General features: G+C 61.2%; 24 protein-coding genes. 5 read left to right on the top strand and 19 right to left on the bottom strand.

Annotation, left to right across the window (positions count from 1 at the left end; translation table 11 throughout):
- The first annotated feature begins 12 nt into the window (after positions 1-12).
- Positions 13-1,668: a U32 family peptidase gene (locus ACR0KM_RS09325; RefSeq protein WP_480858784.1), complete on the top strand. Its 1,656-nt coding sequence runs from the start codon at positions 13-15 to the stop codon at positions 1,666-1,668.
- A 3-nt stretch (positions 1,669-1,671) separates the two neighbouring features.
- Here the strand turns inward: ACR0KM_RS09325 and ACR0KM_RS09320 are convergent, their stop codons facing one another.
- The 5 genes from ACR0KM_RS09320 to ACR0KM_RS09300 all read right to left on the bottom strand — a co-directional run bounded on the left by ACR0KM_RS09320 (position 1,672) and on the right by ACR0KM_RS09300 (position 5,094).
- Positions 1,672-2,283, bottom strand: a complete 612-nt coding sequence (locus ACR0KM_RS09320; RefSeq protein WP_480858783.1) for a cytochrome P460 family protein — start codon at positions 2,281-2,283, stop codon at positions 1,672-1,674.
- 208 nt (positions 2,284-2,491) lie between these two features.
- Positions 2,492-3,676, bottom strand: a complete 1,185-nt coding sequence (gene rlmN / locus ACR0KM_RS09315; protein ID WP_480858781.1) for a dual-specificity RNA methyltransferase RlmN — start codon at positions 3,674-3,676, stop codon at positions 2,492-2,494.
- Positions 3,677-3,754: 78 nt separating this feature from the next.
- Complete coding sequence (locus ACR0KM_RS09310; RefSeq protein WP_480858779.1) at positions 3,755-4,126, bottom strand: lysozyme inhibitor LprI family protein; 372 nt, start codon at positions 4,124-4,126, stop codon at positions 3,755-3,757.
- An 89-nt stretch (positions 4,127-4,215) separates the two neighbouring features.
- Positions 4,216-4,386 carry a hypothetical protein gene (locus tag ACR0KM_RS09305; RefSeq protein WP_480858777.1) on the bottom strand — a complete coding sequence of 57 codons (171 nt, stop codon included), beginning with the start codon at positions 4,384-4,386 and terminating at the stop codon, positions 4,216-4,218.
- Between the two features lie 174 nt (positions 4,387-4,560).
- Positions 4,561-5,094 carry an invasion associated locus B family protein gene (locus ACR0KM_RS09300; RefSeq protein ID WP_480824413.1) on the bottom strand — a complete coding sequence of 178 codons (534 nt, stop codon included), beginning with the start codon at positions 5,092-5,094 and terminating at the stop codon, positions 4,561-4,563.
- Between the two features lie 182 nt (positions 5,095-5,276).
- Between ACR0KM_RS09300 and ACR0KM_RS09295 the strand changes: the two genes are divergently transcribed.
- A complete protein-coding gene (locus ACR0KM_RS09295; protein ID WP_480858776.1) occupies positions 5,277-6,275 on the top strand; it encodes an asparaginase in 999 nt (332 codons plus the stop codon).
- 3 nt (positions 6,276-6,278) lie between these two features.
- Here the strand turns inward: ACR0KM_RS09295 and ACR0KM_RS09290 are convergent, their stop codons facing one another.
- The 8 genes from ACR0KM_RS09290 to hutI all read right to left on the bottom strand — a co-directional run bounded on the left by ACR0KM_RS09290 (position 6,279) and on the right by hutI (position 13,570).
- Positions 6,279-6,599: a YciI family protein gene (locus tag ACR0KM_RS09290; RefSeq protein WP_480824409.1), complete on the bottom strand. Its 321-nt coding sequence runs from the start codon at positions 6,597-6,599 to the stop codon at positions 6,279-6,281.
- Between the two features lie 22 nt (positions 6,600-6,621).
- A complete protein-coding gene (locus tag ACR0KM_RS09285) occupies positions 6,622-7,050 on the bottom strand; it encodes an SRPBCC family protein (protein ID WP_480858774.1) in 429 nt (142 codons plus the stop codon).
- On the bottom strand, positions 7,038-7,367 hold the full coding sequence (locus ACR0KM_RS09280; RefSeq protein WP_480824405.1) for an ArsR/SmtB family transcription factor: 330 nt from the start codon (positions 7,365-7,367) through the stop codon (positions 7,038-7,040). Before ACR0KM_RS09280 ends, ACR0KM_RS09285 begins: the two co-directional genes overlap by 13 nt.
- Before the next feature lie 40 nt (positions 7,368-7,407).
- Positions 7,408-8,286, bottom strand: a complete 879-nt coding sequence (gene serB, locus ACR0KM_RS09275) for a phosphoserine phosphatase SerB (protein WP_480858772.1) — start codon at positions 8,284-8,286, stop codon at positions 7,408-7,410.
- Positions 8,287-8,356: 70 nt separating this feature from the next.
- On the bottom strand, positions 8,357-10,039 hold the full coding sequence (gene hutU / locus ACR0KM_RS09270) for a urocanate hydratase (RefSeq protein WP_480858770.1): 1,683 nt from the start codon (positions 10,037-10,039) through the stop codon (positions 8,357-8,359).
- Entirely contained in the window at positions 10,036-10,833 is a 798-nt protein-coding gene (gene hutG, locus ACR0KM_RS09265; protein ID WP_480858768.1) for an N-formylglutamate deformylase, read from the bottom strand. The genes hutU and hutG overlap by 4 nt, the downstream gene beginning before the upstream one ends.
- Positions 10,833-12,368 carry a histidine ammonia-lyase gene (hutH, locus tag ACR0KM_RS09260; RefSeq protein WP_480858766.1) on the bottom strand — a complete coding sequence of 512 codons (1,536 nt, stop codon included), beginning with the start codon at positions 12,366-12,368 and terminating at the stop codon, positions 10,833-10,835. The genes hutG and hutH overlap by 1 nt, the downstream gene beginning before the upstream one ends.
- Positions 12,368-13,570 carry an imidazolonepropionase gene (gene hutI / locus ACR0KM_RS09255; protein WP_480858764.1) on the bottom strand — a complete coding sequence of 401 codons (1,203 nt, stop codon included), beginning with the start codon at positions 13,568-13,570 and terminating at the stop codon, positions 12,368-12,370. Before hutI ends, hutH begins: the two co-directional genes overlap by 1 nt.
- A gap of 81 nt (positions 13,571-13,651) precedes the next feature.
- Between hutI and ACR0KM_RS09250 the strand changes: the two genes are divergently transcribed.
- The 3 genes from ACR0KM_RS09250 (at position 13,652) to ACR0KM_RS09240 (ending at position 17,327) form a co-directional block, all read left to right on the top strand.
- Positions 13,652-15,007 (top strand): formimidoylglutamate deiminase, encoded by a 1,356-nt coding sequence (locus ACR0KM_RS09250; protein ID WP_480858762.1) that lies wholly within the window; start codon positions 13,652-13,654, stop codon positions 15,005-15,007.
- A gap of 19 nt (positions 15,008-15,026) precedes the next feature.
- On the top strand, positions 15,027-15,731 hold the full coding sequence (locus ACR0KM_RS09245) for a UTRA domain-containing protein (RefSeq protein WP_480858760.1): 705 nt from the start codon (positions 15,027-15,029) through the stop codon (positions 15,729-15,731).
- Positions 15,732-15,809: 78 nt separating this feature from the next.
- Positions 15,810-17,327 (top strand): malonate--CoA ligase, encoded by a 1,518-nt coding sequence (locus ACR0KM_RS09240; RefSeq protein ID WP_480858759.1) that lies wholly within the window; start codon positions 15,810-15,812, stop codon positions 17,325-17,327.
- Between the two features lie 3 nt (positions 17,328-17,330).
- Here ACR0KM_RS09240 and ACR0KM_RS09235 read toward each other — a convergent pair whose 3' ends face one another.
- The 6 genes from ACR0KM_RS09235 to gcvT all read right to left on the bottom strand — a co-directional run bounded on the left by ACR0KM_RS09235 (position 17,331) and on the right by gcvT (position 25,644).
- Complete coding sequence (locus tag ACR0KM_RS09235) at positions 17,331-18,059, bottom strand: metallophosphoesterase family protein (protein WP_480858758.1); 729 nt, start codon at positions 18,057-18,059, stop codon at positions 17,331-17,333.
- Between the two features lie 119 nt (positions 18,060-18,178).
- A complete protein-coding gene (gene serA, locus ACR0KM_RS09230) occupies positions 18,179-19,774 on the bottom strand; it encodes a phosphoglycerate dehydrogenase (RefSeq protein WP_480824385.1) in 1,596 nt (531 codons plus the stop codon).
- Positions 19,775-19,847: 73 nt separating this feature from the next.
- A complete protein-coding gene (locus tag ACR0KM_RS09225) occupies positions 19,848-21,002 on the bottom strand; it encodes a phosphoserine transaminase (RefSeq protein WP_480858756.1) in 1,155 nt (384 codons plus the stop codon).
- Between the two features lie 193 nt (positions 21,003-21,195).
- The gene (gene gcvP, locus ACR0KM_RS09220; protein ID WP_480858754.1) at positions 21,196-24,051 is read right to left on the bottom strand and encodes an aminomethyl-transferring glycine dehydrogenase; all 2,856 of its coding nucleotides are present in this window, start codon (positions 24,049-24,051) and stop codon (positions 21,196-21,198) included.
- 111 nt (positions 24,052-24,162) lie between these two features.
- Positions 24,163-24,528, bottom strand: a complete 366-nt coding sequence (gene gcvH, locus ACR0KM_RS09215; RefSeq protein ID WP_170798346.1) for a glycine cleavage system protein GcvH — start codon at positions 24,526-24,528, stop codon at positions 24,163-24,165.
- Positions 24,529-24,546: 18 nt separating this feature from the next.
- Positions 24,547-25,644 (bottom strand): glycine cleavage system aminomethyltransferase GcvT, encoded by a 1,098-nt coding sequence (gene gcvT, locus ACR0KM_RS09210; protein ID WP_480858752.1) that lies wholly within the window; start codon positions 25,642-25,644, stop codon positions 24,547-24,549.
- Between the last annotated feature and the right edge of the window lie 56 nt (positions 25,645-25,700).

Raw genomic sequence — 25,700 nt, 5'->3', positions numbered from 1 at the left:
CCCGGTGTTCCCATGACCCAGTCCAGATCCGAATTGCTGATGCCTGCGGGCAATCTGCGCAAGTTGAAACTCGCCATCCTCTATGGGGCGGACGCGGTCTATCTGGGCACACCCGATATGTCGCTGCGCACGAAATCCGAGTTCTCGCTGGAAGAGGTGATCGAGGGGGTCGAGTTCTGCCACAGCCACGGGCGGCGCGCCTATCTGACGCTGAACCTGTTCTCGCACAACAAGGACATCCCGAAGCTGGACGAATACATCGATACCGTCCGCAAAGTGAAACCCGATGGCCTGATCATCGCCGACCCCGGTGTGTTCCAATATGTCCGCGAACGCGCACCGGAACTGCCGCTGCATATCTCGACGCAGGCCAATATCTGTTCGTGGCTGTCGGTGAAATTCTGGCAGGATCAGGGGGCCGAGCTGGTGGTTCTGGCGCGCGAGGTGTCCTATCCCGAACTGGTCGAAATCCGCGAGAAATGCCCCAACATCAAACTTGAGGCCTTCGTGCACGGCGCCATGTGCATGACCTATTCGGGCCGCTGCCTGCTGTCGAATTTCATGGCCGAGCGCGGGGCGAACCAAGGCAACTGCGCCAATTCCTGCCGCTGGAACTATGGGCTAAAGCTGCGCCTCAAGGACGGCACCCATCAGGAGTTGCGCATCACAGACGAAAACGCCGACCTGTTCGAATTCCTTCTGGAAGAGGGCTGCCGCCCGGGTGATCTGATGCCCATCGAAGAGGATGATCGCGGCTCGTATATCCTCAACTCGCGTGATCTGTGCATCATGCCCAAGCTGGATGAGTATCTGAAGATCGGCGTCGATAGCCTCAAGGTCGAAGGGCGCGGCAAGTCGGAGTATTACGCCGCCATCGTCGCGCGCGCCTATCGGATGGCCATCGACGACTATCACGCGGACCCCGAGAACTGGGACCCAAAGCCTTACATGCGCGAACTCGAAACCGTTGGAAATCGCGGCTATACGCTGGCGTTCCACGAAGGGCGGCTGACCAATTATGCGCATGATTACGAACACACCGCCGCCATCGCGCAATGGGAATATGCCGGGATCGTCACCGAGGTGACCGAGGACGCCTTTCTGGTCGAAGTAAAGAACAAACTGGAACCGGGCGATGTGCTGGATTTCGTCTCACCCATTTCGCGTGAGACGGTTCTGCTGCGCGTCTACGATTTCGAGCGGGCCCATGACGGCGCGCGGCTGGACGTGGTGCATGGCAGCACCAAGACCGTCATCCGCCTGCCCTTCACCCTGTTTGATCACGAAGATCCGGATGACCTGCGCGCCCGCTTCCCCGTCTATTCGGTCCTGCGCAAGGAGCGTGCGCTGACCGACGAACATTGGAGCCGCATCCGCTTTGACAAGCTGGTACAGGGGCTCGAAACCTCGGGCCGAGACAATCCCGCAGCCTATGCGCGCCGCCGTGACGCGCTGGTGGAAAAGATCGGTGAGGACGGAAATGAACGCCGCTTCAAAACCAATCGCATCGGCACCGAAGGCTGCTGCGGCAAGGGCTGCAACGGGTGTCTGATCTTCTGGCAGGATGAGAAATACGCACTGGCCCGCGACGTACTGTCGAAACGCAAACAAGGCGAACAACTCAGCCGCAGCGAAGCAACTGCATTGAAACTGCCTGACGCCGTCTAACGATCAGTCAGTGCGATATTCTTCGGCGATGTAGTCTTCGGGCACGTAGAAGGTGTAGTCGCGGTCAGCCACGGCCTCATGGCAGGCGTGGCAATAGGCCACCGCCCCTGCGCGGAACCCCGTGGTGTCACCAAACAATGACCCGTCGGGCAACACCATGACATAGCGCCAGTCTGCCGTCTCGGGGCTGGTGCCGGGGGCCAATTTCTCCATCACGAACATGGCGCCGGGATGAATGTTGCCCTCATCCGTCACCGTCATGCTGTCCTTGGCCAGAACCGAGCCTACCGGCAGCACCTCACCCTCGGCCAGTGTGGCGTAGTTATGCGCCATGCGGTTGCCATAGGTGTTCACGTAGCGCTGCCCGTGGGTGGCAGAGATATAAGGCGCATCGTTGAACAGTGGCCAGCTCTGATAGTTGCGCAATATATCCAACTGCGCCGCCGCATACCCACGCGCCATGCGCCGGGTCAGCCCGCGGTAATGGTCCCGCGCCTCATCCTTTGACAAATCAGCCGGATTCTCGATCGCCAAATGGGCGTCCTTATCGGTGGTTTGCGCCAAAGCACCTGTCGCCAACGCACAGAATAATGCGCCGACTAGATAGTTTTGCATTCCAATCATCTTCATGGCCCATCCGATAAACGGTTTCGCCCGAACGCCCCCATAACTCCCTGAAATAAAGGATAGGACGCCTGAAATATCTTGCCATGAGCCGGATCACGGGCTCACCGTATTGTGCGTATTGGTGAGCTTCCATCCCCGCCAGTACGGGAACAATCATACCAAATCAGCGCGGAATGTTCACTTTAATTCTGAATGCTCAGCCCAACCCGGCCTCGGATTCAATCTGTTTGCGCGATTTGCGGGCGCGTTCGGTGGCTGATTTCAACTGACCACAGGCGGCCATGATGTCCTCGCCCCGCGTCTTGCGAATAGGTGAGGCATAACCCGCCTGATAGATGATATTCGCAAACGCCCGGATACGGTTGTTCGAGCTGCGCTTATACGGCGCGCCGGGCCATTCGTTGAACGGGATCAGGTTGATCTTGGCCGGAATATTGTGCCGCTTGATGTGCTCGATCAGCCGATGCGCGTCTGCGTCGGTGTCATTCACGCCGTCCAGCATCACGTATTCAAAGGTAATCCGCTCCGAGTTCGACGCCTTGGGATAGCTGGCCAGAGCACCCAGCAGTTCCTCGATATTCCAGCGCTTGTTGATCGGCACCAGTATATCGCGGGTTTCGTCGGTCGTTGCATGGAACGAGATCGCCAGCAGGCAGCCGATTTCCTCAGCCGTGCGCGCAATCTCGGGCACCACACCGCTGGTCGAGAGCGTAATCCGACGGCGCGACAGGGAAATCCCCTCGGGGTCCATGGCGATCTTCATCGCGTCGCGGACATTGTCGAAGTTATACAGAGGCTCACCCATGCCCATCAGAACGATGTTCGACAGCAGGCGGGTTTCATCCTTGGGCGCGCCGGGGGTGGGCCATTCCTCAAGGTCGTCGCGGGCCATCATCACCTGCCCGACGATTTCCGCCGCCGTCAGATTGCGCACCAGCTTTTGCGTGCCGGTGTGGCAGAAGGAACAGGTCAGCGTGCATCCGACCTGAGACGAGATACACAGCGTGCCGCGATCTTCCTCGGGGATATAGACCACCTCGACCTCATGTCCGCCCGCGATGCGGCACAGGTATTTGCGGGTGCCATCTTCGGACACCTGACGGGTCACGACCTCGGGGATTTCGATCACGAATTGCTCGGCCAGTTGCGCGCGATAGGCTTTGGCAAGGTTGGTCATCTCGGCAAAATCACGGACACCCCATTGGTAGATCCATTGCCAGATCTGACCCGTGCGCATCTTCGCCTGTTTCTCGGGCGTACCATGTTCGATCAGCGCCGCACGCAGTTGGTCGCGGGTCAGACCGACAAGGTTCACCTTCCCCTCAGGCAATTTGCGGGGGATGGTCATGACGTCTTGAGTGATCGGCGCTTTGGGCGACATTTGGCGTATCTCTGCGGATTCTGGCTTGGGATGCGCCTCTATATAGGAACGCTCGCAAAGATCAAAAGAATTCGTGCCTCAATTCGCGAAACTGAGCAATTCATCGACGCGCGCCCGGCCAAGATCGACCCGACAGGCAGAGATCGCAATACCTGTGCCCGAGCCGCCGCCGAACGAGGCCCCAACAGCGTCACATTGCGCATCCCGGTAAGCGCTCCATGCGCGCTGAGCAGCCTCCAGCGCGGGCTGCGCGACGATGCGTCCGGTGACCTCGTCCAGCTCCCCTGCGGCATTCATGGCAAGCCCATAGCTGGCGTCGACTGCTGCGGTCACGCGCTCTTCCATATCCGAGACGCAGGATCCGATTTCCACCTGCGACCCGGCGTCGGAACACTCCAAGGTCGGATCTGCCAGCGCGGCAAACGGAACGAATATCAACACCCAGCGCATTGGCGACCTCTCAGGATGGGGAATATTTCTCAGGAATTTAACACAATGCGCCCCGCGCTCAAAACGGGGCGCACTTATAGACAGTCGGATCAGTTCACCGCGGGCGGGATGTAGCAATCCGAGGCATCGAGCGTTTTCACCGGGTCTTCGGGCCCGCATTGCTCACCCGTGATCGGGTAGGTGTCCGATGCCTTTTCGCAGCCCGCAAGGACCGCGGCGGACGCCACCAGCAGCGTAGCCAGATAAGTGTTCAGGGTCATGGTCAGCTCCTCTGATTATTTCTGAACTGATGAGTTCAGAAATTCAGATATCAGACTTTGATACGGATCAAAAACCACCGACCGACGTTGCGTAAGCCTTTGAAAAAAGGAACTACTCCAAAAACAGAAAACCCCGCCTGATAGCGGGGTTTCGTGACGCAAACTGCGCGCTGATCAGTTGGTACAGCGTTTTTCGGCATCCTCGATCGCTGCAGTAAAGCCCAGCAGCGAGAACGTGTCCTTGGTCTGCGTGCCGCGTTCCGAGCGGGCGGTCAGTACCGCCTCGCTGCCGCGTTTCATCGCGGTCACGATCTTGGCGTCATCCGAAGCCGTTGCGGGCCACGCCCATTCGCCGTCGGTGAACAGTTCGAACTCGGTTCCGTCCACGACCAGATTAACGGTCGAACCGGACGCGAACGGATAGCCGCCCGTAAAGGTGACCTGACCTTTGACCTCGGCATTCGGGCGATAGAATACAAACAGAAGGATATCACTCCGCCTGACCGAGACCACTCGACCACCGCGTGTATTCACCGTTTCCTTGGGTGCGGAAACGCTCCAGCATTCGGTGGGGTCTTCTTCGACGAACACGCTCCAGTCGGTTTTTGCCGCAACCCGGTTTGTACTTGTTGCCTGCTGCGCAAACGCCGTTGTCGCCATTCCTGCCATGCACAGGCCCGCGATCACGCGGACGAGCTTTGATCCCATCTGTTCAGCCTCCTAGCCCGACCAATACCTCATACCCATCAGAATCGCATCGCGAGCTCTGCCCGGCTCGTCTTTGGTAAGTTGCGTAATCCGATGATTGTCGACATACACACACTAACGCAGGTTTCGCCACAGGCGAAAGGGCGATTGGCAGATTTTTGCGCATGGATTCGGAGAGGCAGATGACACAACCGGTAGCGATGACAGAGCTTTGGCGCGGGCCATTGCTGGAAAGCCTGCATCTGGGCCATGCGGTGATCTGCGATGACAGCGGTCAGATCGTGCGCAGCTGGGGTGATCCGAATGCGGTGATCTATCCGCGGTCCTCGGCCAAGATGATACAGGCACTGCCGCTGATCACCTCGGGCGCTGCCGCGAAATACGGTCTGACATCTGAACATCTGGCGCTGGCCTGCGCCTCGCATAGCGGCGCGCATATCCACACCGACCGCGTGTCTGCCTGGCTGGATCACCTCGGTCTGGCCGAACCCGACCTGCGCTGCGGCCCGCAAGAGCCGCAGGACATGGCCGCCCGTGACGGCTTGATCCTGGCCGATGACACACCCTGCCAGATTCACAACAACTGCTCCGGAAAGCACTGCGGTTTTCTGACCGTGGCGCAGCATATGGACGCGGGGCCGGAATATCTTGAGATCGACCATCCAGTTCAACAGGCCTGCCTGTCCGCGTTGGAAGAAACCACGGGTGAGGCCAGCCCCTGTTACGGTATCGACGGGTGTTCCGCACCGAACTTTGCGACGTCTCTGGCGGGGCTGGCGCGGTCGATGGCGTGGTTCGCCTCAGCTGCGGACCGATCGGACCGGGCCAGCGATGCGGCGCAGCAACTGACAGCGGCGATGATGCAGCACCCCGAGTTGGTCGCCGGCGAAACCCGCGCCTGTACCGAGTTGATGCGAGCCATGGGTGGCCGCGCCGCGATCAAGACCGGGGCCGAGGCCGTCTTTGTTGCGATCATCCCGGAAAAACGCATGGGCGTCGCACTGAAGATCGCAGATGGCACCACCCGCGCCAGCGAATGCGCCATCGCCGCCATTCTGGTCAGCCTTGGGGTGCTTGAGGCCGATCACCCAGCCACGCGCAAGTTCCTGAATGCCACGCAATACAGCCGCCGAGGGCTGGAATTCGGCGTGATCAAGCCAGCGCCGGGGTTCCCCGGTTAAGGCTCACATCTCGATCTCATGCACCTCGGCCACTTCGACCGAGCCAGACCCGTTCGCAACCATCGGGCAGCCCTTGGCCATTTCGGTCGCGGCTTCGATACTGTCGGCCTTGATGACCGTAAAGCCCGAGGCCGGGTTCGCGCCGCCATTGTCGACCACGCCCGTGCTACTGACGGTATAGGATTGGCCCACCGGATTGCCGGGGATGTCCAGCGCATCGCTCATGGACCCAAACCAAGCACCCCAGGCGGCCATGGTCGCCTCGATCTCGGCGGGGTCGGTGGGGGTGTGGCCCCCGTGATAGACAAACAAATATTGGGGCATAACGCTCCTCCCTGTTGAAAATCTATTTTGCCAGCGCTTCGAGCTTGCGCAGCGAAGACGTCCAACCCTGATTATGGTTCGCTGCCGCCTCGGCATCGGCCAATTCGCGGTGATCCAGCGTCAGGCGCGATCCGGTATCTGTCGCCACCACCGAAAAAGTCACATGGCTTTCGGCCCCGCGTTTGTCCTGATCGTCGTGCCAGCCCCATGTGAACCCCACCGAATGCGGCGGATCGACATGGGTCACATGGCCCGAGACCTTGAACTGCTGCCCTTCGCCATTCTGCATCACCGAATACCACGGCCCCGTGCGCGAGAAATCCAGATCATGTTCCGGCACATGCAACCCTTCCGGCCCCCACCATTGCAGCAGCTTCGCGCCATCGCTGATCCATGCAAAAAGCACCTCGGGGGTGACGGGGAAATCCCGTTCGAGTTTCAGGTCGGCCATGAATTTTCCCTTTCGATAATCTCGCTCAGACGGTCGAGGCTGTTTTCCCAGAATTGCCGTTTCGAAATCGTCCACTCGGCAATCGCGCGCAGCCCCTCCGGCCGGATCGAATAGATCCGCTGCGTACCTTTCACGCGCTGTTGCACCAACCCGGCCTCGCGCAGCACTTTCAGATGGCGTGAGATTGCGGCCCCCGAGATGCCCCGCCCCTCGATCAGGTCACCTGCGGGCAGCTCTCCGTGTTCCATCAACTGCTCGACGATTGAGAACCGTGTGGCGTCGGACAAGGCGGAGAAACTGGTCAGAAGCGTGTTCATGACCATTATTTAACACAAATGTTAAATTAAAGGAAGCCCGTTAGCTTTTGACAAATTCAGAACGCGCATAGCCCTGCACATACAACAGCGCGGTCAGGTCCCCGTGATTGACCCGCACATCGCATTCCGCCGCGACCGAGGGTTTGGCATGCAGCGCAACCCCCGTCCCCGCGCGGCCCAGCATCCCAAGATCATTGGCCCCGTCGCCGACGGCGATCACGTCCGCCTCAGCGATGCCTAGACGGGTGGAGATCTGCTCCAGCGCTTCGATCTTGGCCTGCCGTCCCAGAATGGGGCGCTGCACGTCTCCGATCAGTTTGCCGTTTTCGACCAGCAACGTATTGGCGCGGTTCTCGTCAAAGCCCAGTTGTTCGGCCACCCGTGCGGTAAAGGCGGTGAACCCGCCCGAAACCAGCGCCGCATAAGCCCCGTTTGCGCGCATCGTCGCCAGCAACGCCTTGCCGCCGGGCATCAGCGTGATCCGGTCGTTCAGAACTTTGCCAATCACGCTTTCATCAAGGCCTTTCAGCAGGCCAACCCGTTCAGTCAGCGCGCCTTCGAAATCCAGTTCGCCATTCATCGCGCGGGCGGTGATGTCCTTGACCCGGTCGCCGACACCGGCCTCATCCGCCAGTTCGTCAATGCATTCCTGCTGGATCATCGTGCTGTCCATATCGGCCAGCAGCATCTTCTTGCGGCGACCCTCAGAGGGCTGCACAATCAGGTCCACGCCCATCTGCTGTAGATCGGCCCAGACCTCCCACAGGTTGCCGGGCATCTCGGACAGAGTGAACTCTGCCGCCTCATCGGGGCTGAGCCAAGCACCATCGCCCCCGCCCCACGCGTTGCGCAGCGAGTCGACCAGTGCCTGATCCAATGTCGGCGCGGTCGGGTTGGTCAGCAGGGTGGCAACGTACATCTTCGATCTCCGGCAAGCTCACCTGCGGGATATCGCAGGTGCAGCATGTGCGCCAGAGGACAGTTGCGCGCTAACCCAGAATACCCGGCAGCCGCAGCCCGTGTTCGCGGGCGCAATCCTTCGCGATCTGGTACCCCGCATCCGCGTGCCGCCAGACACCCGAAGCCGGGTCGTTCCACAATACACGTTCCAATCGCCGCGCGGCGTCCTCGGTCCCGTCGGCGCAGATCACCACGCCCGCATGTTGGCTAAAGCCCATGCCGACGCCTCCGCCATGGTGCAGCGAGACCCATGTCGCGCCGCTGGCGGTATTGATCAGCGCGTTCAGCAGAGGCCAGTCCGACACCGCGTCCGAGCCATCCAGCATCGCCTCGGTCTCGCGGTTGGGGCTGGCGACCGAGCCGGAATCCAGGTGATCCCGCCCGATCACGACCGGCGCTTTCAGCTCACCGCTGGCGACCATCTCGTTGAACGCCAACCCGGCGCGGTGCCGGTCCCCCAGCCCGATCCAGCAGATGCGGGCGGGCAGGCCCTGAAAGGCGATACGGTCCTGCGCCATATCCAGCCAGCGATGCAGGTGTTCGTTCTCGGGGAAAAGCTCTTTCATCTTGGCGTCGGTTTTGTAGATATCCTCGGGGTCGCCGGACAGGGCGCACCAGCGGAACGGTCCGATCCCCTTGCAGAACAGCGGGCGGATATAGGCAGGCACGAAACCGGGGAAGGCAAAGGCATTCTCAAGCCCTTCATCCTGCGCCACCTGACGGATGTTGTTGCCGTAATCCAGCGTCGGAACGCCCGCATTCCAGAATTCGACCATTGCGGCCACATGCTGTTTCATCGACGCCCGTGCGGCCTTTTCTACCGCTTTAGGGTCTGTTTCGCGCTTTTCTCGCCATTGCGCCATGGTCCAGCCCAAAGGCAGATAGCCGTTGATCGGATCATGGGCGCTGGTCTGGTCGGCGACGATATCGGGGCGCATTCCGCCCTCGGCCATGCGGCGGTATATCTCGGGGAAGATGTCTGCCGCATTGCCCAGCAGACCCACCGATTTCGCCTCACCCGCCTTGGTCCAGCGGTCGATCATCTCAAGCGCTTCGTCCAGCGTTTCGGCTTTTTCGTCGAGGTATTTGGTGCGCAGACGAAAATCAATCGAGTCCGGGTTGCATTCCACCGCCAGACAGCAGGCTCCGGCGAACACCGCCGCCAAAGGCTGCGCGCCACCCATGCCGCCCAGACCGCCGGTCAGAATCCACTTGCCGGTCAGGTCGCCGTCATAGTGCTGACGTCCTGCCTCGGCAAAGGTCTCATAGGTGCCCTGCACGATGCCCTGCGTGCCGATGTAAATCCACGAGCCCGCGGTCATCTGGCCGTACATCATCAGGCCCTTGCGGTCCAATTCGTTGAAATGATCCCAAGTCGCCCAATGGGGCACGATGTTCGAATTCGCAATCAATACCCGCGGCGCATCCTTGTGCGTGCGGATGATCGCAATCGGCTTCCCGGACTGGACGATCAAGGTCTCGTCCTCTTCCAGATCCTTCAGCCCAGCGACGATCCGGTCGAAATCGTCCCACGTGCGCGCTGCACGCCCGATACCGCCGTACACAACCAACTCATGAGGGTTCTCGGCCACATCGGGGTGCAGGTTGTTCATCAGCATCCGCAGCGGAGCCTCGGTGACCCAGCTTTTGGCGTTCAGGTCGGTGCCGGTGGGCGGATAGATGTCGCGGGTGTTCTTGCGGGGATCAGTCATGAGGTCAACTCCAATGCGGTGTCTTGGATGGCGTCCAGAATGTCGTACAGCCAGCGGCGCAGGCGCGTGGCTTTGTCGGTGTCATAGGCCCAGGGCGCGGCCTCGGCGCTGAGATAGGTGGATTGGGCCAGTTCCATCTGAATGGCGTGCAGCCCCTCGGACGGGCGGCCATAGTGGCGGGTCGTCCAGCCGCCCCGGAACCGACCGTTCAGAACCGTAGTGTAGGGCGAGGAGCCGGAGAATTCGTCCGTAATAGACTCGATTTCCGGCGCACAGGTCGCACCCCCATCGGTGCCGATGTTGAGGTCTGGCAGAGTGCCGTCGAACAGGAACGGGATGCGGCTGCGGATCGAGTGGCAGTCGAACAGAACCGCAACCCCGTGTTTTGCTCGGACCCGCTGCAACTCCTGCTCCAGCGCGGCGTGATAGGGCGCGTGATAGGCTTGGCGACGGGCCTCGATTTCGTCAGCTGAGGGGTCCTGCCCCTCGGCCCAGATCGGCTGCCCGTCGAAATCGGTCAGAGGTACCAGCGTCGTGGTGTTCTGTCCGGGGTACAGGGATACGCCCGCGGGGTCGCGATTGCAGTCGATCACATAGCGGTGGATATGCGACTGCACCACAGTCGCACCGTCCAAAAGCCCTTCATAGAGCCTGTTTATGTGCCAATCGGTGTCCGCCAGCGCCCGACCGTTCGGGTTCAGGCGCGTGGCAATGGCATCGGGCACGAAGGTGCCGCCATGGGGCTGGCCCAGAACAATCGGCCCGTCGCCTTGGGAAACGCTGAACACCTGCATCAGACCAACCCGGGCAGCGGCAGGTCGACCGCCTCCAATAGGGCCGCATCAGCCACCAAGGCCCGGGCGGCTTCCAGATCGGGGGCCAGATAGCGATCCTCGGCCAGCGCGGGCACATCCGCACGCAGCCGCGCGATCACGCGGGCCAGCGACGCGCTGGTTTGCAGCGGAGCGCGGAATTCCACACCCTGCGCGGCACAGAGCAGTTCGATCCCCAGAATATAGTTCAGGTTCTCGACCATCCGCGTCAGCCGCCGCGCGCCATGGGCGGCCATCGAGACGTGATCCTCCTGATTGGCCGAGGTTGGCGTGCTGTCGGTCACGCAAGGGTTGGCCAGATGCTTGTTCTCGCTCATCAGGGCCGCAGTCGTCACCTCGGCGATCATCAAGCCCGAATTCAACCCCGGCTCGGGCGTCAGGAAGGGTGGCAGATCGAAGCTGAGCGCCGGGTCGACCATCAACGCGATCCGCCGCTGCGCAATCGCGCCGATCTCGGACAAGGCCAGCGCGATCATGTCAGCGGCAAAGCCCACCGGCTCGGCATGGAAATTGCCGCCCGAGACGATGATATCGGCCTCCGTCAGCACCAGAGGGTTGTCGGTGGCGGCATTTGCCTCGACCTCCAACGTGGCAGCAGCCTGACGGATCACGTCCATTGCCGCCCCAGTCACTTGCGGCTGGCAGCGGATGCAATAGGGGTCCTGTACGCGGGTATCGCCGTCGCGGTGGCTTTCGCGGATCTCGGACCCGTCCAGCGTGGCGCGCATCGCCGCGGCGGCCTCGATCTGGCCGCGATGACCGCGCAAGGTGTGAATTTCTGGTTGCAACGGCGCGGTCGAGCCCATGATCGCGTCGGTCGAGACGGCAGAAATGACCAACGCGTTCTGCGCAGCACGCCATCCCTCGAACAGACCTGCCAGCGCATAAGCCGTCGAGAACTGAGTGCCGTTGATAAACGCCAGGCCTTCCTTGGGGCCCAGCTGAATCGGCTCTAAACCGGCCGTTTTCAGCGCTTCTTCACCCGGTAGGACGGCGCCATTCACCTCGGCCTCGCCCTCACCGATCACTACGGCGGTCATATGCGCCAGCGGGGCCAGATCGCCCGACGCCCCGACCGAACCCTGCGCCGGGATCACCGGCGTCACGCCGCGCGCCAGCATCTGTTGCAACAATTCGATCAGTTCCCAGCGCACCCCGGACGCGCCGCGCCCGAACGACAGCAGCTTGAGCGACATCATCAACCGCGCCAGCCGCCTTGGGACCGCAGGCCCGACACCGCAGCAGTGGCTGAGGATCAGGTTGCGTTGCAGCGTCGAGGTATCCTCGGCCGCGATCTTGTGGCTGGCGAGTTTGCCAAAGCCCGTGTTGACCCCGTAAACCGCATCAGCCCCCTGCGCGGCCTGCGCGATGCGGGCGGCGGCGGTCTCGACCTTTGGACGACATGAGGGGTCCAGCACAATCGGGGCCTCGGACCAATAGATCTTTTCAAGCTGCGCCAGTGAAACCTGACCCGGCACAAGGGGCATGGATGTCATCACAGACCTCCGAAAATACGTGTTTGCAAGGGGTTGAAGCCGATGCGATAGGACAGTTCAGCGGGATGAGAAACATCCCAGACCGCCAGATCGACGCGCAGCCCGGCGGCGATAGTGCCGGTGTCCTCAAGGCCCAAGGCGCGGGCGGCATGGCAGGTCACGCCCGCCAGCGCCTCTTGCGGCGTCAGACGGAAAAGGGTGCAGCTCATATTCATCGTCAGCAGCAGCGAGGTCAGCGGTGACGAGCCCGGATTGCAATCGGTGGCCAGCGCCATCGGAACGCCTTGCGCGCGCAGCGCCTCAATCGGCGGCAGCTGGGTCTCGTGCAGCGTATAGAAAGCGCCGGGCAGCAGAACCGCAGCGGTGCCCGCCTGCGCCATGGCAGCGACACCTTCGACATCGAGATATTCGATATGATCGGCGGACAATGCGCCGTAGGAGGCCGCCAATTTCGCCCCGCCCAGATTGGACAGCTGCTCGGCATGCAACTTGACCGGCAGGTTCAGCTCTCTTGCCACCCGGAAGACGCGCTCGATCTGTGCCGGGTTAAAGGCAATGCCCTCACAGAACCCGTCGACAGCATCCACCAGACCCTCGGCATTGGCCGCGCGCAGGGTCGGGATGCAGATCTCGTCGATATAGGCATCACCCCGCCCGGCATATTCCGGGGGGATCGCATGGGCACCCAGAAAGCTGGTGCGCACCCGCACAGGCCGTTCCTGCGCGATCCGGCGCGCGGCGCGCAACATACGCAATTCGGTCTCAGAATCGAGCCCATAGCCGGATTTGACCTCGATGCAGGACGCCCCCTCAGCCAGCAGCGCATCGACGCGCGGCAGCGCCCCGGCCAGCAGATCATCCTCGGATGCAGCGCGGGTGCCGTTGACGGTCGACAGGATGCCACCCCCGGCGCGCGCAATCTCTTCATATGTCGCGCCGTTCAGACGCATCTCGAACTCAACTGCGCGGTTGCCGCCAAAGATCACGTGGGTGTGGGCATCGATCAGGGCCGGGGTGATCAGGCGATCCCCAAAATCCGTAACCCGCCAATCTGCATATGTCTGCGGCAGCTGGCCCTGCGGGCCAACCCAGGCAATACGGCCCTCATCCACCACGACCGCACCATCTTCGATCAGCCCGTAAGGCTGGCCTGGCTGCATGGTTGCGATCTGTTTGCTGCAAAGAACGGTTTTTTTCGTCATGGCGATTCTTTTGGGCTCCCCTCGCGCTTGGATTTTTCGTATACGTGTATTAATGTAAAGTCTACACAAAATGGAAATGCGATGACGGTTCATGCAAAAACCGCCCTGTTAGGGTCGGATTGGGTGCACGATCTGCGGGTCGAAATCTGCGATGGGCAGATCACCGCGCTGCAGGCACAAAGCGCGGCCCAGCCCGGCGACACCCGCGTCGACGTTCTGTTGCCTGCGTTGGGCAACCTGCACAGCCATGCGTTTCAGCGTGCCATGGCCGGGATGACCGAGGTCCGCGCCGCTGGGCGCGAGAGCTTTTGGACATGGCGCAACCTGATGTACCGCTTTCTGGACCGCCTGACGCCCGCGCAGATCGAAGCCATCGCCGCGCTGGTCTTCATGGAGATGCAAGAGGCCGGATATGCCTCGGTCGGTGAGTTTCACTATGTCCACCACCAGCCCGGCGGCGCGCCTTATGCGCAACTGTCCGAGCTGAGCCAGCGCATCTTTGCAGCCGCAGCGCAAACAGGGATTGGCCTGACGCATCTGCCCGTACTCTATACCTATGGCGGGGTCCGGCAGGAGGCTTTGGTCGGCGGGCAGCTGCGCTTTGGCAATGATCTCGACCGGTTCCTGCGTCTGGTCGACGACTGCCGCGCAACCCTACCGCATGCCGACAGCCATCTGGGCATCGCCCCGCATTCGCTGCGGGCAACCTCGCCCGATGATCTAAAACAGCTGTTAGCCCAGACCCCGCAAGGCCCGGTGCACATCCATATCGCGGAGCAGGTTCAAGAGGTCGCGGATGTCGAGACCGCGCTGGGTCAGCGCCCGGTCGACTGGCTTTTGGACAACATCGAGGTCACCGACCGCTGGTGCCTTATCCACGCCACCCACATGACAGATGATGAGACCAGAAAGATGGCGCGCTCGGGCGCAGTCGCCGGGTTGTGTCCGATCACTGAGGCCAATCTGGGCGATGGCATCTTCAACGGCACGGTTTATGTCGAAAGCGGCGGCGCGTTTGGGGTCGGGTCCGATTCGAATGTGCGGATTTCACTGCCCGAAGAGCTGCGGACCCTGGAATATTCCCAACGGCTGCGCGACCAGGCCCGGACGGTGCTTGTGCGCGGCGCGGGCTCGGTCGGCCATGCGCTCTATACCGGCGCGGCGCGCGGCGGGGCGCAGGCGCTGGGACGTGCGGCGGGCGAGATCGCCGTGGGCATGCTGGCCGATCTGGTGGCCATCGACCGGACGCATCCGACGCTGTGTGCCTTGCGGGATGATCAGTTGCTGGATGGTCTTTGCTTTGCAGCACCCGATGGCACCGTGACCGATCTGTGGTCGGCGGGGCGCCATCAGGTCCGCGCAGGACGACATATCGCCCGCGACGCCATCCTGTCGACCTACCGCCAGGCAATGGCCGATCTTCTGGCCGACCTTTGACACCTCACCCGGACCCGATATGACCCAAAGCAGCGACACCACCAGCTACAAAGACATCAAGCAGACCGTCCTGCGCCGCATTCGATCCGGCGAGTGGCAGCCCGATACTCTGTTACCCAATGAGCAAGAGCTTGCGGTCGAGTTTTCCTGCACCCGTACCACGGTGAACCGTGCGCTGCGTGAACTGGCGGATGAAGGTTATCTGGAACGCCGCCGCAAGGCAGGGACCCGCGTGCTGAGCGCACCACTCAGGCAGGCACGGTTTACAATCCCTCTGGTCCGGGATGAGGTTGAGGCGATGGGCAGCACCTATCGCTATGCGCTGGTCTCATCCGAAACGCGGCCCGCCCCGGATTGGCTGCGCGCCCGGCTGGCCCTGCAGGCGGGACAATCGGTGATGCATGTGCGTTGTATGCACTATTCCGGCAACACCCCGTTCCAGTTCGAGGACCGCTGGATCGTGATCGACAGCGTCCCGCAGGTGGCGCAGGCCGATTTCACCGAAATTGGCCCCAATGACTGGCTGGTGCAAACGGTTCCCTTCACCAATGTCGAGCTCACCTTTCTGGCCAGCCGCGCTGACCCGTCGGTTGCCGGGTTCCTCGATGTTCCCGAGGGCGAGCCGGTCTTTACCGCCGAACGCATCACATGGCTGCAGGACAGCCCCGTGACCTTTGCCAAGATGTATTTCGCCGCCGGGTATCGGATGACCACTCAATTCTGACCCTTGGTCTTTACGCTGCTGAGTTTCCACGACACATTCAGCCGCAACACTTTGGCTTGAACACAAAGGAAGACCGGGATGGGCAACCCGCTTTATGATCGTTTGTTTGGCATCCACGCGGGCAAGACCACGCCGTTTCTGCACCTGCCCGATGGCCAGACGCTGACCCATGCCGACTTTCTGGACATGGCGGCGCGCCTTGCCAACGCCCTGACCGGAATGGGTCTGGAACCCGGTGACCGCGTGGCTGCCCAGATCGACAAATCCCCCGAAGCGCTGGCACTCTATGCCGCCTGCGCGCAGGCCGGGCTGATCTTTCTGCCGTTGAACACTGGCTATACCACGCAGGAACTGAGCTATTTCATCGAAAACAGCGGGGCCGCGCTGGTCGTGTGCGCTGCCTCGACCGAGGCCGGGCTGACCCCCATCGCGCAGACCCATACCGCACGGCTTGAGACGTTGAATGCAGATGGTTCGGGCAGTCTGATGCTACGGGCGCTGGGGATGCTGCCCGCATTCGAACCCGTGCGCCAGGACGAGCACGATCTGGCCGCTTTCCTGTATACCTCGGGCACCACCGGACGCTCGAAAGGGGCGATGCTGACGCAGGCAAACCTGCTGTCAAACGCCGAAACACTGGTGCGGGAATGGCGCTTTACCGAACGCGACGTCCTGTTGCACGCTTTGCCGATCTTCCACACGCACGGGCTTTTTGTGGCAACCAATGTGGTGCTGGCCTCGGGCGGGTCGATGATCTTTCTGCCCAGGTTTGATCTGGAAGACATGCTGCGCCTGATGCCGCAATCCACCACTATGATGGGCGTCCCAACCTTCTATACGCGGCTTCTGGACGATCCGCGGTTTACCCGCGATCTGGCGCAGGACATGCGACTGTTCATCTCGGGCTCGGCTCCGCTGTTAGCGGATACCCATGAACAATTCGAAGCGCGCACCGGTCACCGTATACTCGAACGTTATGGCATGACCGAGACCAACATGAACACTTCGAACCCCTATGAAGGCGAACGCCGCGCGGGCACCGTTGGCTTTCCCCTGCCGGATGTGGACCTGAAGGTGACCGACCCCAAGACGGGTGAAACGCTGCCAAAGGGTGAGATCGGGATGATCGAAGTGCGCGGACCCAATGTCTTTCAAGGCTACTGGCAAATGCCCGAGAAAACTGCGGCCGAGCTGCGCGAAGATGGATTCTTTATCACCGGTGATCTGGGCCGGGTCGATGCGGATGGTTACGTCCACATCGTCGGACGCGGCAAAGACCTGATCATCTCGGGCGGCTACAACATCTATCCCAAAGAGATCGAGATGCTGCTGGACGACCAGCCCAGCGTGCTGGAAAGCGCTGTGATCGGCGTTCCGCATCCCGATTTCGGAGAAACCCCAGTCGGCCTATTGGTGCCCGAACCGGGCGCCACGCCGGACACGCGGGCGATTATGGAGACCGTTCAGCAGGCCCTTGCCCGGTTCAAGCATCCGCGCCAGTTGATCCTGCTGGACGCGTTGCCACGCAACACGATGGGCAAGGTGCAAAAAAACATCTTGCGCGACACCTACAAGGATCTGTTCGCCAAAAGCTGAACCTTAAGGTTCCAACCGCACGCGCCCCTTACCGGTCAATTCCCAACAAGCGCGGCCTTCGAAAACCGCAACACCCACCGGGCGTCCATACCCCGCCCCGCTGTCCAGGTTCACCCGGTGGCCATAATGCGTCACCCGGTCGACCGGTGTGTGTCCATGCACGATCAGTTTGGGGTGCGGGCCGGGATGGGCGTGAAATGTCTGCCTAATCCAGACCAGATCATTTTCCTGCTGCTCATTCAAAGGAACGCCGGGCCGAATACCCGCATGCACAAAAGCCAGCTCAGGCGTCTGGTGCATCGCGCTCAGACCGCGCAGAAACAGCCGGTGCGCCTCGGGCACGGCACCCATTGCCATGGCATGCACATCCTCAAGGCGGGTCCGCTCTTCGAACACGACGTCATAACTGCGTAGGGTATCAATTCCGCCTAGACGCTCGTGAAACCAGTGATACCCGATCAGAAGGTGGGGATCGTGGCGGGGCACATCCTCAAGAAACCACGCAAACATCCGGTCATGATTGCCCATCAAGGTCACCCAGCGCTTGCCCGCGTCGCGCCCGGCGATCAGCCGGTCAATCACACCCCGGCTATCCGGCCCCCGATCCACGTAATCACCCAGAAAGACAATCTCGGCATCGGGACCACCGTCCCGCTCGATCAACGACAGGGCGCGCTCAAGCTCATCAGCGCGCCCGTGCAGATCACCGATGGCATAAACTGGATTGGTCATCTCGGTCCCCCGGAGCCACTGTGAATGCTGCCGTTCTGCCGGAAAAACAGGAGCTTGGAAAGAGGAGGCCCGCACTGACAGCAGCGCGGGCCTTCAAACAGGCCATGCCTTGGTCGCTATCAGGCGACGTCAAATTGCAGCGGCTTGATCTGGGTGAACAGACCGGTTTCCGCCAGCTTCGCGCGCGCCTCGGCCGGAACGGGTTCATCGACATACAAAAGCGCAATCGCCTCACCGCCAGCCGCAGAGCGACCCAGCGTAAAGTTCGCAATGTTCACATCGTTCTCGCCCATGGTCTGACCCAGCGCACCGATGATGCCGGGCACATCCTCGTTAGTGGTATAGAGCATATGGGCCCCGATCTCGGCATCGATATTGATGCCCTTGATCTGGATGAACCGAGGTTTGCCGTCGCTGAACACGGTCCCGCCGATCGAGCGTTCGCGCTTATCGGTGACAACGGTAACCTTGATGTAACCATCAAACACGCCGGTCTTGTCCTGGTTGGTGGTCGAAATCTGGATGCCACGCTCTTTCGCGACAACCGGGGCCGAGACCATGTTCACCTCAGGGTTGAACTTCTTCATGATACCCGCAACGACCGAACAGTTCAGCGCAGCAAGGTTCATCTCGGCGGCGACGCCATCGTAAAGGATGTTGATGGCTTTGATCGGCTCATCCGTCATCTGGCCGATGAAGCTGCCCAGATGGCCTGCCAGTTTGATCCACGGTCCCATGACCTTGGCTTCCTCTGCTGTCACGCTGGGCATGTTCAGTGCGTTTTCCACCGCGCCGGTCAGCAAGTAGTTCGATATCTGTTCGGCCACCTGCAGCGCCACGTTCTCCTGCGCCTCGGTCGTTGCCGCGCCAAGGTGAGGCGTGCAGACCACGTTGGGCAGATTGAACAGGGCGTTTTCCTTGGCCGGTTCTTCGCTGAACACATCAAACGCCGCGCCGGCGACATGACCCGATTTCAGCGCCTCGGCCAGCGCCTCTTCGTCGACCAGACCACCGCGGGCACAGTTGATGATCCGTACACCCTTCTTGGTCTTCGCCAGGTTTTCTCGGCTCAGGATATTGCGGGTCTGATCCGTCAGCGGCACGTGCAGAGTGATAAAGTCAGCGCGGGCCAGCAGTTCGTCCAATTCGACCTTCTCCACACCCATCTGCGCCGCTTTCTCTTCGCCGAGATAGGGGTCATAGGCCACAACCTTCATCTTCAGGCCAAGCGCGCGTTCGCAGACGATACCGCCGATATTGCCTGCCCCGATCACGCCGAGGGTCTTGTTGGTCAGCTCGATGCCCATGAACTTGGACTTTTCCCATTTACCCGCATGGGTCGAGGTGCTGGCCTCGGGGATCTGCCGCGCCACGGCAAACATCATCGCAATTGCATGCTCGGCTGTGGTGATCATGTTGCCGAAGGGCGTGTTCATCACGATCACACCCTTTTTCGAGGCCGCATCCTTGTCGATATTGTCGGTCCCGATCCCGGCACGACCGATCACTTTCAGTTTGTCGGCTTTCTCCAGAATGGTCGGTGTGACCTTGGTGGCCGAACGAATGGCAAGGCCGTCATACTGACCGATCACCTCGGCCAGTTTGTCTTTGTCCTTGCCCAGATCGGGCATGAAATCCACGTCGATGCCGCGATCCCGGAAAATCTGCACGGCGGTTTCGCTGAGCTTGTCAGATACGAGTACTTTGGGGGCCATTTTCTCTGGTCCTTGATAATTTGAGAGATGTCCGGGCCACAGGCGGGCCCAGATTTTTCGTCGAAAAATCTTGTCAGGCGGCTGCCGTTTGCGCCGCGATCTCGGCCTCAAAGGCCCATGCGAGCCAAGGCAGCATCGCTTCGATATCCGAGGTCTCAACCGTGCCACCACACCAGATGCGCAGGCCCGCAGGCGCGTCGCGATAGGCACCGATGTCCAAGGCGATATTCTCGGCCTCAAGCCGTTTGGCCACGGCTTTCGCGAATGCTGAACCGTCCTGAATGCGCGCATCTGTGAATTTCAGGCAGACCGAGGTGTTCGATTGCGTCGCCGCATCCTCGGCCAGATTGGCGATCCAGTCGTTTTGGTCGCAGAAAGCGTAAACCGCCCCGGCATTGGCATCGGCACGGGCAATCAAGCCCTGTAGCCCACCGACCGAGCGCGCCCAGTCCAGAGCAAACAGGTAATCCTCAACCGCCAACATCGAAGGCGTGTTGATCGTCGCTCCGGTAAAGATGCCATCAATCAACTTGCCACCCTTGGTCAGCCGGAAAATCTTCGGCAGCGGCCATGCGGGAGTATAACTTTCCAGCCGTTCAACCGCGCGCGGGCTCAGGATCAGCATCCCATGAGCCGCTTCACCGCCCAGAACCTTCTGCCAGCTGAAGGTGGTCACATCCAGCTTGTCCCAGGGCAGGTCCATCGCAAACGCCGCCGAGGTCGCATCACAAATCGTCAGGCCCTGACGGTCATCCGCGATCCAATCTCCATCGGGAACGCGCACGCCCGAAGTTGTGCCGTTCCATGTAAACACCACGTCATTGGCGAAATCGACCGAGGTCAGATCGACGATCTGCCCGTAATCAGCCGTTTTCACTTCGGCGTCGATCTTCAACTGCTTGACCACATCGGTCACCCAGCCCGCGCCGAAGCTCTCCCACGCCAGCATCTCAACCTTGCGTTCGCCCAGCAGCGACCACAGCGCCATCTCAACCGCGCCGGTGTCCGAGGCGGGAACGATGCCGATCTTGTAATCCGCCGGAATGCCCAGCACCTCGCGCGTGCCTTCGATGGCCGCTTTCAGCTTGTCCTTGCCGACAGCAGCACGATGCGACCGACCCAATGCAGCATCGGCCAGTTTGGACAGTTCAAATGTGGGGGGTTTGGCGCAGGGGCCCGAGGAAAAACGCGGGTTCGCCGGCCGCGTCGCCGGTTGTTCGATAGTCATCTGTATTACCCTTCCAGATACACGCCCCTCGTTGGGGAGGGGTGTCCCACGGACAGAGCTATGGGGCCTTCGCAGGCGCAGCAAGCAAAAAAGACGCTTTCACCGTAAAAAACGACACCAAAGATGAGTGCAAATGAGAACAGAGGTTTCCGATAAGCGAAAACCCCGCCGATTTCGCGGCGGGGTTTTGGTTCTATTCAGCGGCCTCTTCGTAGGCTTCCATCGGAGGGCATGTGCAGACGAGGTTTCGGTCACCGTATGCGTTATCGACGCGGTTCACGGGGGACCAGTATTTGTCGACGCCCATCGAGCCCGGAGGGAAGCAGGCCTGTTCGCGGCTGTAGGGTCGGTCCCAGTCGCCGACCAGATCGCGCACCGTGTGAGGGGCGTTTTTCAGCGGATTGTTTTCCGCGTCGATCTTGCCGTCGATGATGTCCTGTGCCTCCGAGCGGATCGAGAGCATGGCATCGCAGAAGCGGTCCAACTCGTCCTTGGGTTCCGATTCCGTGGGTTCGACCATCAGGGTGCCAGCCACCGGCCAGGACATGGTCGGGGCGTGGAAGCCGGAATCGACCAGACGTTTGGCGACGTCATCCACGGTGACATGCGCCGTCTCGTCCAGCGGACGCGTGTCGAGGATGCATTCATGCGCCACACGGCCGGTCTCGGAGGTGTAGAGGATCGGATAGGCATCTTGCAGACGCGCCGCAATATAGTTGGCGTTCAGGATCGCCACTTTCGTGGCCTGGGTCAGGCCCGCGCCGCCCATCAGCAGCACATAGGCCCAGCTGACCGGCAGGATCGAGGGCGAGCCGAAGGGTGCTGCCGAGACCGGACCCACGGCGGTGCCGTATTCCGGATGGCCGGGCAGATGTTCCTCCAGATGCGCCTTGACGCCGATCGGACCCATGCCGGGGCCGCCACCGCCATGCGGGATGCAGAAGGTCTTGTGCAGATTCAGGTGGCTGACGTCGCCGCCAATGTCACCGGGACGCGACAGACCCACCATGGCGTTCATGTTGGCGCCGTCGATGTAGACCTGACCGCCGTGGTCATGGGTGATCTGGCAGACCTCCTGCACGGTGGTCTCAAACACACCATGGGTCGAAGGATAGGTGATCATGCAACCGGCCAGATGGTCCGAGTGCTTTTCCGCCTTGGCGCGGAAATCGTTCAGGTCGATATTGCCGTTCTCATCCGATTGCACCGGCACAACCTGCCAGCCAACCATCTGCGCCGAGGCCGGGTTGGTGCCGTGCGCCGAGGTCGGGATCAGGCAGACATTGCGATGCCCTTCGCCGCGCGCGAAGTGATAGTTGCGGATGGTCAGCAGCCCCGCATATTCGCCCTGCGCGCCCGAGTTGGGCTGCTGGGAGATCGCGTCATAGCCGGTGATCTGGCACAGCTTGTCGTTCAGATCGGCAATCATCTCATGATAGCCCTGCGCCTGATCCTCGGGGCAGAACGGGTGCAGGTTGCCAAACTCGGGCCAGGTGACCGGGATCATCTCAATCGTGGCGTTCAGCTTCATGGTGCAGGACCCCAGCGGGATCATCGCCCGGTCCAGCGCCAGATCGCGGTCGGCCAGACGGCGCATATAGCGGGTCATCTCGGCCTCGGCCCGGTTCTTGTGGAAGATCTCGTGGGTCAGATAGGGCGTCTCGCGCAGGGCGTAATCTGGCAGGCGGTAGGCCACATTCGAACTGTCGTCTTCCTTGTCGATGCCGAAGGCGCCCCAGACGGCCTCGATGGTCTCGGGCCGGGTCTGTTCGTCGAGGCTGATGCCCACGCGCGTGTCGCCCACCTTGCGCAGGTTGACGCCACGGGCGACAGCGGCCTCCATGACCGTTTTCTGCAGATGACCAACCTCAACCGTGATGGTGTCGAAGAAGACCTCTGGCTCGACCGAGAATCCGGCCTCTTCCAGACCGGCGGCCATGCGCGAGGTCTTGCGGTGCACCGATTGCGCAATGGCCTTGATGCCGTCGGGGCCATGGTACACGGCATACATCGAGGCAATGACGGCCAGCAGCGCCTGCGCGGTGCAGACGTTTGAATTCGCTTTCTCGCGGCGGATATGCTGCTCGCGGGTTTGCAGGGCGAGGCGGTAGGCTTTGTTGCCCCGACTGTCGATGGACACACCGATGATCCGGCCCGGCATCGCGCGTTTCAGCTTGTCGGTGGTCGCCATGTAAGCCGCGTGCGGGCCACCATAGCCCATCGGTACGCCAAAGCGCTGGGTCGAGCCGATGGCAATGTCCGCGCCCATCTCTCCGGGGGATTTAAGAAGCGCCAGCGACAGGATGTCGGCAGCGACGATGGCGATGGCTTTGTGCTCATGCAGGGCGGCAATCTCGGCGGTGAAGTCGCGTACATGGCCATGGGTGCCGGGGTATTGGAAGATCGCACCAAAGACGGCGCCTGCGTCCAGCGTATCGGGATCCGCAACCTGCACGTCGATGCCCAGAGGCTCGGCGCGGGTCTTGATCACCGCGATGGTCTGCGGGTGGCAGTTCTTGTCCACAAAGAACGCCGCGTTGTTGGCCTTGGACCGCCCGCCGCGCTTGGCCATCGCCATGGCTTCGGCCGCCGCTGTGGCTTCGTCGAGCAGCGAGGCATTGGCCACGTCCAGCCCGGTCAGGTCGCTGACCATGGTCTGGAAGTTCAGAAGCGCCTCAAGACGGCCCTGGCTGATCTCGGGCTGATAAGGGGTGTAGGCCGTGTACCAGGCCGGGTTTTCCAGGATGTTGCGCAGGATCGGCGCGGGTGTGGTGGTGCCGTAATACCCCTGCCCGATCAGCGAGGTCAGGACCGTGTTCTTGCTCGCCACCTCTTTCATATAAAAGAGCGCATCGCGTTCGGTCATCGCCGGACCCCATTCCAGCGGCTCTTTCTGCCGGATCGCAGGTGGGACGGTGGCATCGATCAGCTGGTCCAGCGTCTTGAAGCCGATCACTTTGAGCATATCGCGCATCTCGGTCGGGCTGGGCCCGATATGGCGGCGGTTGGCGAAGTCATAGGCTTCGTAATCGGTCAGTTTGAAGGCCATCGTTGCGCTCCTCACGGATAGGTCTGGCCCGGCGGAGACTGCGGGAGCCTCCGGCGGGAGTATTTGTAAAAAGATGAATGGGCGGACCAGTGAAGGAGCCGCCGCCGGGCCTTAGCCGATGAAGGCTTTGTAGCCGGCCTCGTCCATCAGATCTTCGAGTTGCGATGCATCCGCGATCTTGATCTTGTAGATCCACGCCTCGCCTTCGGGGTCTTCGTTCAGCGCGCCGGGGTTGTCGGCCAGCGCTTCGTTGACCTCGGTGATTTCGCCATCCACCGGGGCATAGAGTTCCGAGGCCGCCTTGACGGATTCGATCACACCGATCTCGCCGTCTTTTTCGAATTCATCTCCGACTTCCTGCTGTTCTACAAACACAACATCGCCCAGTTGCTCGGCGGCGTGCTTGGTGATGCCCAATGTGGCGGTGTCGCCCTCGACGCTCAGCCATTCATGTTCTTCGGAGTAATAGGTTGCCATGGTGTTTCTCTCCTGACTTCAACGCTTGTAATTCTGGGTGACGAAGGGCAGCGCCACGATCTGTGCCGGTTGCGGTTTGCCCCGGATGATCAGTTTGACCGTCTCACCCGGAGCGCCATGCGCAGTCGCAACATAGCCCATCGCAACGGGCCCGCCGACCGTGGGGCCAAATCCGCCCGAGGTGATTTCACCAATGGTGTTGCCTTCAGCACATTGGATTTCCACGCCCTGACGCGCGGGCGCACGACCCTCGGGTTTGATCCCCACCAACTTGCGCGCAGGCCCTTCGGTCAGTTCCTTCTGAATGCGGTCCGCGCCTGGAAAGCCGCCCTCTTCCTTGCGGCGCTTTTGAATCGCCCAGCCAAGGCTGGCTTCAATCGGCGAGGTGCTTTGGTCGATGTCATTGCCATAGAGGCACAGCCCCGCCTCCAGCCGTAGGCTGTCGCGTGCACCCAGACCAGCGGCTTCACAATCCTCATGGGCCAGAAATGCCTTCGTGATCTCGATTGCCTTGTCCTCGGGGATCGAGATTTCGTAACCGTCTTCGCCCGTGTAGCCCAGCCGCGATATGCGGCACTCGACGCCGTTGATATCTGCCACGGTGGTTTCCATGAATTTCAGGTCGCGGGCGGCGGGGCACAGCGCGGCCACCACATCCTCGGCCTTCGGCCCCTGAACCGCCACCAGTGCCCGGTCGAAGATCTCGGTCACCTCAACGCCTTTAAGGTGTTCGCGCATATGCGGAATGTCCTGATGCCGTAGAGCCGCGTTCACCACCACAAAGTAATGATCGCCCGCATTCGAGACGATCAGATCATCCATGATCCCGCCATCGGCATTGGTGAAGAACCCGTACCGCGCCTTGCCATCCTTCAACGTCGCATAGGCCTGCGGGCACAAAGCCTCAAGCTTCTCGCCCACATTCTCACCCCTCAGGATCACCTGACCCATATGGCTCACATCAAATACCGCCGCCTTCTCGCGGCACTGTTTGTGCTCCCCCATGATCCCCAAAGGATACTGAACCGGCATCTCCCAACCCGCGAAATCAACCAGCTTCCCTCCCAACTCAACATGCAGGTCGTAGAGCGGAGTGCGCTTCGGTGCGTCTGTCATGGCGGATACCTTCTTTTCGTATCTAATGGTCGGAACGCATGCCCATCAGTCTGACC

The sequence above is a fragment of the Ruegeria sp. G10 genome (assembly GCF_056533645.1).
Note: the sequence above shows the minus strand (reverse complement) of the source record. Positions and strands in the feature narration are given on the sequence as shown.

Bases quoted from the DNA above. Each gene is read 5' to 3' on its own strand.
- ACR0KM_RS09245 (WP_480858760.1), top strand. From the start codon at position 15,027: ATGACCCAAAGCAGCGACACCACCAGCTACAAAGACATCAAGCAGACC.
- ACR0KM_RS09290 (WP_480824409.1), bottom strand. From the start codon at position 6,599: ATGCCCCAATATTTGTTTGTCTATCACGGGGGCCACACCCCCACCGAC.
- serA (WP_480824385.1), bottom strand. From the start codon at position 19,774: ATGGCCCCCAAAGTACTCGTATCTGACAAGCTCAGCGAAACCGCCGTG.
- ACR0KM_RS09280 (WP_480824405.1), bottom strand. From the start codon at position 7,367: ATGAACACGCTTCTGACCAGTTTCTCCGCCTTGTCCGACGCCACACGG.
- ACR0KM_RS09300 (WP_480824413.1), bottom strand. From the start codon at position 5,094: ATGGGATCAAAGCTCGTCCGCGTGATCGCGGGCCTGTGCATGGCAGGA.
- ACR0KM_RS09295 (WP_480858776.1), top strand. From the start codon at position 5,277: ATGACACAACCGGTAGCGATGACAGAGCTTTGGCGCGGGCCATTGCTG.
- ACR0KM_RS09310 (WP_480858779.1), bottom strand. From the start codon at position 4,126: ATGCGCTGGGTGTTGATATTCGTTCCGTTTGCCGCGCTGGCAGATCCG.
- hutG (WP_480858768.1), bottom strand. From the start codon at position 10,833: ATGCAGGTGTTCAGCGTTTCCCAAGGCGACGGGCCGATTGTTCTGGGC.
- rlmN (WP_480858781.1), bottom strand. From the start codon at position 3,676: ATGTCGCCCAAAGCGCCGATCACTCAAGACGTCATGACCATCCCCCGC.
- ACR0KM_RS09320 (WP_480858783.1), bottom strand. From the start codon at position 2,283: ATGCAAAACTATCTAGTCGGCGCATTATTCTGTGCGTTGGCGACAGGT.
- ACR0KM_RS09235 (WP_480858758.1), bottom strand. From the start codon at position 18,059: ATGACCAATCCAGTTTATGCCATCGGTGATCTGCACGGGCGCGCTGAT.
- hutU (WP_480858770.1), bottom strand. From the start codon at position 10,039: ATGACTGATCCCCGCAAGAACACCCGCGACATCTATCCGCCCACCGGC.
- ACR0KM_RS09285 (WP_480858774.1), bottom strand. From the start codon at position 7,050: ATGGCCGACCTGAAACTCGAACGGGATTTCCCCGTCACCCCCGAGGTG.
- ACR0KM_RS09225 (WP_480858756.1), bottom strand. From the start codon at position 21,002: ATGACTATCGAACAACCGGCGACGCGGCCGGCGAACCCGCGTTTTTCC.
- ACR0KM_RS09250 (WP_480858762.1), top strand. From the start codon at position 13,652: ATGACGGTTCATGCAAAAACCGCCCTGTTAGGGTCGGATTGGGTGCAC.
- ACR0KM_RS09305 (WP_480858777.1), bottom strand. From the start codon at position 4,386: ATGACCCTGAACACTTATCTGGCTACGCTGCTGGTGGCGTCCGCCGCG.
- gcvP (WP_480858754.1), bottom strand. From the start codon at position 24,051: ATGGCCTTCAAACTGACCGATTACGAAGCCTATGACTTCGCCAACCGC.
- hutI (WP_480858764.1), bottom strand. From the start codon at position 13,570: ATGACGAAAAAAACCGTTCTTTGCAGCAAACAGATCGCAACCATGCAG.
- gcvH (WP_170798346.1), bottom strand. From the start codon at position 24,528: ATGGCAACCTATTACTCCGAAGAACATGAATGGCTGAGCGTCGAGGGC.
- ACR0KM_RS09325 (WP_480858784.1), top strand. From the start codon at position 13: ATGACCCAGTCCAGATCCGAATTGCTGATGCCTGCGGGCAATCTGCGC.
- serB (WP_480858772.1), bottom strand. From the start codon at position 8,286: ATGTACGTTGCCACCCTGCTGACCAACCCGACCGCGCCGACATTGGAT.
- hutH (WP_480858766.1), bottom strand. From the start codon at position 12,368: ATGACATCCATGCCCCTTGTGCCGGGTCAGGTTTCACTGGCGCAGCTT.
- ACR0KM_RS09240 (WP_480858759.1), top strand. From the start codon at position 15,810: ATGGGCAACCCGCTTTATGATCGTTTGTTTGGCATCCACGCGGGCAAG.
- gcvT (WP_480858752.1), bottom strand. From the start codon at position 25,644: ATGACAGACGCACCGAAGCGCACTCCGCTCTACGACCTGCATGTTGAG.